Raw genomic sequence first — 7,000 nt, 5'->3', positions numbered from 1 at the left:
TCACTGCCATCGCGATTCCCTCAGACCGTCCACCTCAGAGAATCACAATCAGCGAATTACGCAACAGGCCCACAAGGGGAGAAGGGAAGAGGGCGGATTCCACTTTTGCTGATCGCGCTTGAGTGCTAAACGCCCGCCTTCATGCATAGCCGAGCCACGTTCGGCCGGAAGCCTTTCAGGAAAGAAAAATGTCCGCCTTCAAATCCGATTTCCTGCGCACGATGAGCGAGCGCGGTTTCATCCACCAGACCTCGGACGATGCCGCCCTCGACCAGCTTTTCGCCACGGAAACGGTGAGCGCCTATATCGGCTTCGACGCGACCGCCAGGAGCCTGCATGCCGGGTCGCTGATCCAGATCATGATGCTTTACTGGTTGCAGCAGACCGGCCACCGGCCGATCGCGCTGATGGGCGGCGGCACCTCGATGATCGGCGATCCGTCGTTCAAGGACGAGGCGCGCAAGCTTTTGACGCCGCAGGACATCGAGAACAATCTGGCCGGCATCCGCCGCAACTTCATTCCCTACCTCAAATTCGGCAGCGGCCCCAACGACGCCGTCATGATCAACAATGCCGACTGGCTGATGGATATCAACTACGTCAATTTCCTGCGCGATGTCGGCAGGCATTTTTCGGTCAACCGCATGCTGGCCTTCGATTCGGTCAAGCTCCGGCTGGACCGCGAGCAGTCGCTGTCGTTCCTCGAATTCAACTACATGATCTTGCAGGCCTACGACTTCGTGGAGCTCTACAAGCGCCTCGGCTGCCGGCTGCAGATGGGCGGCTCCGACCAGTGGGGCAACATCGTCAACGGCATCGATCTCGGCCACCGCATGGAAGGCGCGCAGCTTTATGCGCTGACGACGCCGCTGCTCACCACTTCGTCCGGCGCCAAGATGGGCAAGTCGGCCTCGGGCGCGGTCTGGCTCGATGCGGAGATGTTGAGCCCGTACGAGTTCTGGCAATATTGGCGCAATACCGAGGATGCCGATGTCGGCCGTTTCCTGAAGCTCTACACGACCTTGCCGCTCGCCGAGGTCGCGCGCCTCGAACGGCTCGGCGGCTCGGAGATCAACGAGGCCAAGAAGATCCTCGCCACCGAAATCACCGCCATGCTGCATGGCCGCGAGGCGGCGGAGGAGGCCAGCGAAACGGCGCGCAAGACGTTCGAAGAAGGCGCGCTCGCCGAAACACTGCCGACTGTCGAGGTGAGCAGGGCGGATCTTGAAGTCGGCGTCGGCATATTGTCGCTGTTCGTGACCGCCGGGCTGGCTGCGTCCAACGGCGAGGCAAGGCGGCATATCCAGGGCGGCGCCGTGCGCCTCAACGACCAGCTCGTAGCCGACGATCGCAGGATGGTGACGCTGCAGGATCTTGGCCCGGAAAACGTGGCAAAGCTGTCCCTCGGCAAGAAGAAACACGTTCTGGTGCGGCCGGTCTGACGCTACGCTGCCGTTGACGCCGGCAGGACAGAGGGGGGCACGAAGGATCGCTACAGAGCGTGGTTGTTCACCCGCCTACCCTGGCCGCCTCAACGATACTCGAAGATCGACCGGAATATCCCGGGCGCGATCACCGATAGCGGATTGACCTCCAGGTTGGGCTTGTTGGCGTTGCCCTTGAGCCTGTAGGTGACGCCGATCAGGCCGCGGTCGCGGCCGTTGCCGAGCAGCGCGCCGATCAGCGGCAGTTCGCCGAAGATGCGGTTTACGCCGTAGGCCGGCATGAACGTGCCGGTGATGTCCATATTGTTGTTCTGGTCGTAGAGCGTGCCCTGGAAGGTGGTGCCGATGCGCGAGCCGCGCAGCACGCCGTTGCGCAGCTTCAGATAGCCGCTGCCCTTCTCGATTTCGCTGAAACCGCGCTCGAACTTCACCCTCGACGTGTCGAGATTGCCTTTGACCGCCTCGTTGAGGCTACGGCTGTCGCCAGCCGGCGTCGTCGACACGATCGAGGCGAGCTTCGGCTCGTTGACGATAAAGAAGTTCTTGGCGTCGACCTGGCCTTTCATCGGCCCGTCGCCGGCCCCGGTGAGTGCCAGCGTGATCGAGCCGCCTTCCATGTGCTCGTAGATGTTAAGGAAGCGCAGTATGGCACCGGCATCGGCCGACTTCATGTTGAGCGCGCGCAGGCCGCCGCCGGTCGTATTGCTGATGGTGATCGCGGCTCCCGAATCTGCCGTGGCGCTCACCTTGAGCCCGTTCACCCTGGAGCCGGCGGCGCTGTAGTCGAGCTTCAGATTCGATAGCACCTCGTCATGGAAGCCGGTCAGGGAACTGACGTCGGCGCTGACCGAGATCGTATCGACGCCGGTGGTCTTGGTGGCGGTGTCGACGTCGGACGTGAATTGCTTGATCAGCGAGCGTGCGTCCAGCGCGCTGCCGCTAACCTCGACCGCATAGGCCTTGCCCGACCGCTTCACCGAGACGGCGACGTCGTCGCCCCTGTTCAACGTGACCTTGCTGAACCGGGCCGAGGACAAGGCGCCGTTGACCAGCACCGCGCTGCCGTCGATGGAGAAGGTCTTGCCGTCGAGTTCGAAATTGGACAGCGTCGTGGTGTCGCCGGTCTTCGCCATGGCGAAGGTGACCTTGGCGGGGATGCCGGGGCCCTTGCTCCAGCCGGCCCAGGGAATGTCCAGCCTGGCATTGGTCAGGTCGGCCGACACGTTCTGGTTGCCGGTGCCGCTCTTGTCCATCGCCACCTTGATGGTTCCGGAAAGCAGCGTCGACAGGCCAGGCATGGCGGTGGCGCGGGTCTTGTCGTCGAGCACCAGCGCTACTTTACGACTGCGCGGCGGGCCGCCATCCCTGAGCGGCTCGATCAGGTCGAGCTCGGCCGGAATGCCGTTGAGCAGCGCCTTGGCCGAGATCACCGCCCGGTCGGGTGCGACGGTGATCGAGCCGTCGGCATGGCTGACCGTCTGGCCCTCGAACGGCTTGGCCAGCGACAGGTCCTTGTAGTCGAGCGCCACCAGCCAATCGAGTTTGGAGGAGTCGACGCCGGACTGCAGCGGAATATCGGCCTTGACGTGGCCGGTCACCGTGCCGGACAGGTCGTCCGGCAGCAGGCCGACATGGCGCATGGCGTTGATCGGGTCATAGGATGCCAGTTCGGCGATCGCCGGCGCCTCGCCGGCGACATCGATGTCGAGCGCGCCGATCACCGGCGGATGGTTCGCCGCCTTGACGGTGAGCGTGCCGTTGCTTGCCGCCACGGTACGGCCGCTCGGCATATAGACGCTGCCCGAGGACAGCGCGACGTCGACGTCGTTGCCGTGGAAGCCGACGACGCCGACGGCATCGCGGATCGGCGGAATACGGCCGGCCGTGTCGAAGCGCGATCCTTCGACCTGAAAACGGCCGAATACTTCATCGGCGGAAAGCGGCACGCCGTTGCCAAGCCTCCCGGGTACGACCTGAAATTGCAGGCTGCCATCGACGACGCGGCCGCCGAACAGGTTCTTAAGCACCCACAGCCTGGCATTGCGCGCCGAAAACCACGGCCATAATTGCTTGACGTGCGAAACCGGCATGTCGTGGACATTGAGCGCCACCGAAATGCCCGGCGCCTGGTTGGCGACGAATGAAACCGAAGCCGTGCCCAGCACTTCGCTGCCCGGTCCAGACCGGACGCCGATCTGCTCGGCGACCAGCTTTTGGCTCGTCGGCTGGTAGACGCCGGCAATACGGGCAATGAAGCTGAGCGCCGGTTCCGGCGAATCAGACGGCGCCAAGGTCGAACCGTCGCTGGTCAGGTCGTAGCGATAGGATGGCTCCTCGCCCGCTCTGCCGGTCGCCGGCTTGGGCCCGATCGAACCGGCAAAATCGAAGGTCGAGCGGCCGGTCTTCACCAGCAATCCGTCGACCTGGATCTTGTTCGAGGCGGCGACGAGCGTTGCATCGAGATCGACGTCGGCCGGAAGCAGGCCGCGCGAACCGAGGTCGAGCACCGATCCGGTCAGCGACAGGGCGGCGGTCAGCCGCGAACCGTTGTCGCCGGCCGCTTCCGACCCCGCCAGCTTCAAGGCGATCGCGCCCAATTTGCCACCTGCCGCCGCAGTGTCGGCGTCCGCCGCCTGGATGCTGGCGTCCAGCGTGGCGATGCGTCGCGTCGCCGGATCGCGGGTGGCGGAAGCGGCGATGGTGAGCGCCCTGCCGTCGACATCCGCGTCGGATGAAAACTCCATGCTTCCCGGTCCCGACTGCGACACGGAGGCGTCGGCGATGGTGACCGACTTGACCGATCCGGTCTCGGGCAGTGCCAGCTCGACATTGCGCAGATCGATCTGGCGCACCGAATCCTCGCGCACCGCATCGAGCGCGCGGTTGACGTTGGCGAAGACGGCGGCGGAAAGTTTTTCCGGATCGATGAGGCCATCCTGGTTGCGCAGCCCGGCCGTCCAGTCGCCGCCGGACGGCATCGCCGCCATGACGATGTGCGCGTCGGAAATCCGGGCGCTGGTCAGCCGCACCTCGCCCGAAAGCAGCGGGATCAGCCGGATGCCGAAGCGGACCCGGCCGGCATCGGCCATCGGTTTGCCGTCGGCGGTCTTGAGGCTGACGTCGCTGACCTGCAGCGCAATGAAGCTCGACCCGTCAAGCGTCAGCCGGGCCGGCCCGACGGCAACGTCGACATCGAAGCCGGCCAATTTCTCGATTGCCGTCTCGGCTTCCGCGCGAAGCCGCTCCGAGCCGAAACCGGACACGCCGATCGCATAGACACCGGCCGCAGCCAGCAGCACAAGGGCGACGAGGCCGGCAAACAGCCGCGCCATCAAACGAACGCCGCGACCGATCGACGCCTGGCCGAGCGGCGGGACGCGGCACGCGGACGGAAAGGTTCCCAGGTCGGTGATCTCGTCACGCCTGAACCTGATCTTCTCGTGCTGCGGTAGCTCCTGATCCACGCAATCTTCCGTTGAAACGAATTCGATCGTGGACGAATCCCCGCTCGACATTATATCGATGCAGCCTGGCGCGTAACCTCAAACAAGGGCATCGGTATGGCTGACCTCGACGTGGGCGATGTTGCGCCGCAATTCGATCTTCCGCGCGACGGCGGCGGTTCACTCAGCCTCGCCGCATTGCTGGGAAAACCCATCGTACTCTATTTCTACCCACAGGACGACACCACAAGCTGCACCAGCGAGGCGATCGGCTTTTCGCAGTTGAAGCCGGAATTCGAAAAGGCCGGCGCTGTCGTCATCGGGCTGTCGCCGGACAGCGTCAAGAAGCACGACAAGTTCAAGGCGAAATACGATCTGAGCATCGACCTGGTCGCCGACGAAGAGCGCAAGGTGATCGAGGCCTACCATTTGTGGGTCGAAAAGAAGCTCTACGGCCGCATTTATATGGGCGTCGAGCGGGCGACGTTCCTGGTCGGCCGGGACGGACGCATCGCCAGGATCTGGCGTAACGTCCGCGTCAAAGGCCACGCCGAAGCGGTGCTGGAGGCGGTTCGCGCCCTTTGAGAGCTGCGGCACGCCGCTACAATTCGATGCCCGTTTTGCGCGAATACCTTTGCCCGTCGTTCGGTCCGGCAAAACTTTGTTAACCCTAATAATGTGTAATCAGGCTCGTCGTTGGTGTCGTAACGAAAGCTTGGTCCCGTGAACGTAGCCAGTCAGTCAGCGGTCTTCGGCAGACGCAAAGAGCCCCACACCGTCATCATCGCCCGGGGTGACCAGATAAGGCATTTCACCATACGCCCGTGGCTGGCCGCATTTTGCGGCTCGGCGCTGGCAGCGATCGTCATTGGCTACCTGCTGGCGACCTCTTATCTGGTGCTGCGCGACGGCCTGATCGGCGCCACGACGGCGCGGCAGGCGCGCATGCAGCAGGCCTATGAAGACCGCATCTCGGCATTGCGCGGCCAGGTCGACCGCATCACCAGCCGCCAGCTTCTTGATCAGCAGCTGATGGAAACCAAGGTCAGCGAGTTGCTGGAACGGCAGAGCCAGCTCAGCCTGCGTCACGGCCGCCTCGGCCCGATCCTCGAACGAGCCGAAAATGAGGTCGGAACGCCGCCCGTGCCGACGGCAAAGCCGGACGAACACGCCGACGCGACCGGCAGCATCGCCCAGCCGATGGCCTACTCCGTCGCCAGCATTGCTGCCCCCCTTGCCAGCGACGACACGAGGCCGTTCTCGCTGTGGTCGACCCGCGCCAATCCGCTGCCGAGCGAAAGCGCGGCCGACCGGGCAGACAAGCTCTTCGTTTCGATCAACAACTCGCTGAAGACCATCGAGAGCCAGCAACTCACCCGCATCGCGACGCTTGCCGACAGTGCCTACAAGAGCGCGGACGCGATCTCGCAGGCGCTCGAGGCCGCCGGCCTGCCGGTCGATAGCGAATTCGAAAAGAGCGACGTCGGCGGCCCGCTGATACCGCTCGACAGTTCGTTGGTCTTCGACAGCAAGGTCAAGGAGTTGGACGAGGCGCTTGACGCGCTGGATCATCTGAAAAAGGAGGCGCGCCGGCTGCCGCTCGCCAACCCCGCCCCCGGCCATAGCGTCACCAGCCCGTTCGGCGTGCGCACCGACCCCATCCTCGGCACGGCCGCCTTGCATTCCGGCATGGATTTCAGGGCGCCGGTCGGCATGCCGGCCAAGGTCACGGCAGCCGGCGTCGTCGTCAAGGCCGGCTGGAACGGCGGCTACGGCCGCATGGTCGAGGTCGACCACGGCAACGGTTTTGTGACGCGTTACGGACATCTCAGCAAAATCGACGTCGCCGTCGGCCAGAAGCTCGATGCCGGGGACATCATCGGCAAGACCGGCAACAGCGGTCGCTCGACCGGCCCGCATCTGCACTACGAGGTTCGCCACAATGGCGAGGCAATCGACCCGCTACGGTTTCTGACCGTTGGCAAGAAGGTCGAGCGGTACCTCTAGGAGCCGGGCTGCTCCTCAGACGACCCAGCAATTGAGCGGCATCGGGCCGGCGCAGCCAGGCCAAGGCGGCCTCACCTCGGGCGATCGCCCTTCGCTCTATTCTCC

The 7,000-nt window shown here is 64.3% G+C and carries 4 protein-coding genes; 3 read left to right on the top strand and 1 reads right to left on the bottom strand.

What is annotated here, in order from left to right; all coding sequences use genetic code 11:
• Positions 1-188: 188 nt before the first annotated feature.
• Positions 189-1,442: a tyrosine--tRNA ligase gene (tyrS, locus tag NKH01_RS21140; protein ID WP_353022178.1), complete on the top strand. Its 1,254-nt coding sequence runs from the start codon at positions 189-191 to the stop codon at positions 1,440-1,442.
• A gap of 89 nt (positions 1,443-1,531) precedes the next feature.
• On the opposite strand, the gene NKH01_RS21135 is transcribed toward tyrS, so the two are convergent.
• Positions 1,532-4,909, bottom strand: coding sequence for a hypothetical protein (locus NKH01_RS21135; protein ID WP_353022176.1), 3,378 nt, complete (start codon positions 4,907-4,909; stop codon positions 1,532-1,534).
• Positions 4,910-5,005: 96 nt separating this feature from the next.
• On the opposite strand from NKH01_RS21135, the gene NKH01_RS21130 reads away from it, so the two are divergent.
• Positions 5,006-5,473 carry a peroxiredoxin gene (locus tag NKH01_RS21130; protein ID WP_023717351.1) on the top strand — a complete coding sequence of 156 codons (468 nt, stop codon included), beginning with the start codon at positions 5,006-5,008 and terminating at the stop codon, positions 5,471-5,473.
• 138 nt (positions 5,474-5,611) lie between these two features.
• On the top strand, positions 5,612-6,895 hold the full coding sequence (locus NKH01_RS21125; RefSeq protein WP_353022174.1) for a M23 family metallopeptidase: 1,284 nt from the start codon (positions 5,612-5,614) through the stop codon (positions 6,893-6,895).
• Positions 6,896-7,000 lie beyond the last annotated feature (105 nt).

It is taken from the genome of Mesorhizobium sp. M1403 (assembly GCF_040317695.1).
Taxonomy (GTDB): domain Bacteria; phylum Pseudomonadota; class Alphaproteobacteria; order Rhizobiales; family Rhizobiaceae; genus Mesorhizobium.
Note: the sequence above shows the minus strand (reverse complement) of the source record. Positions and strands in the feature narration are given on the sequence as shown.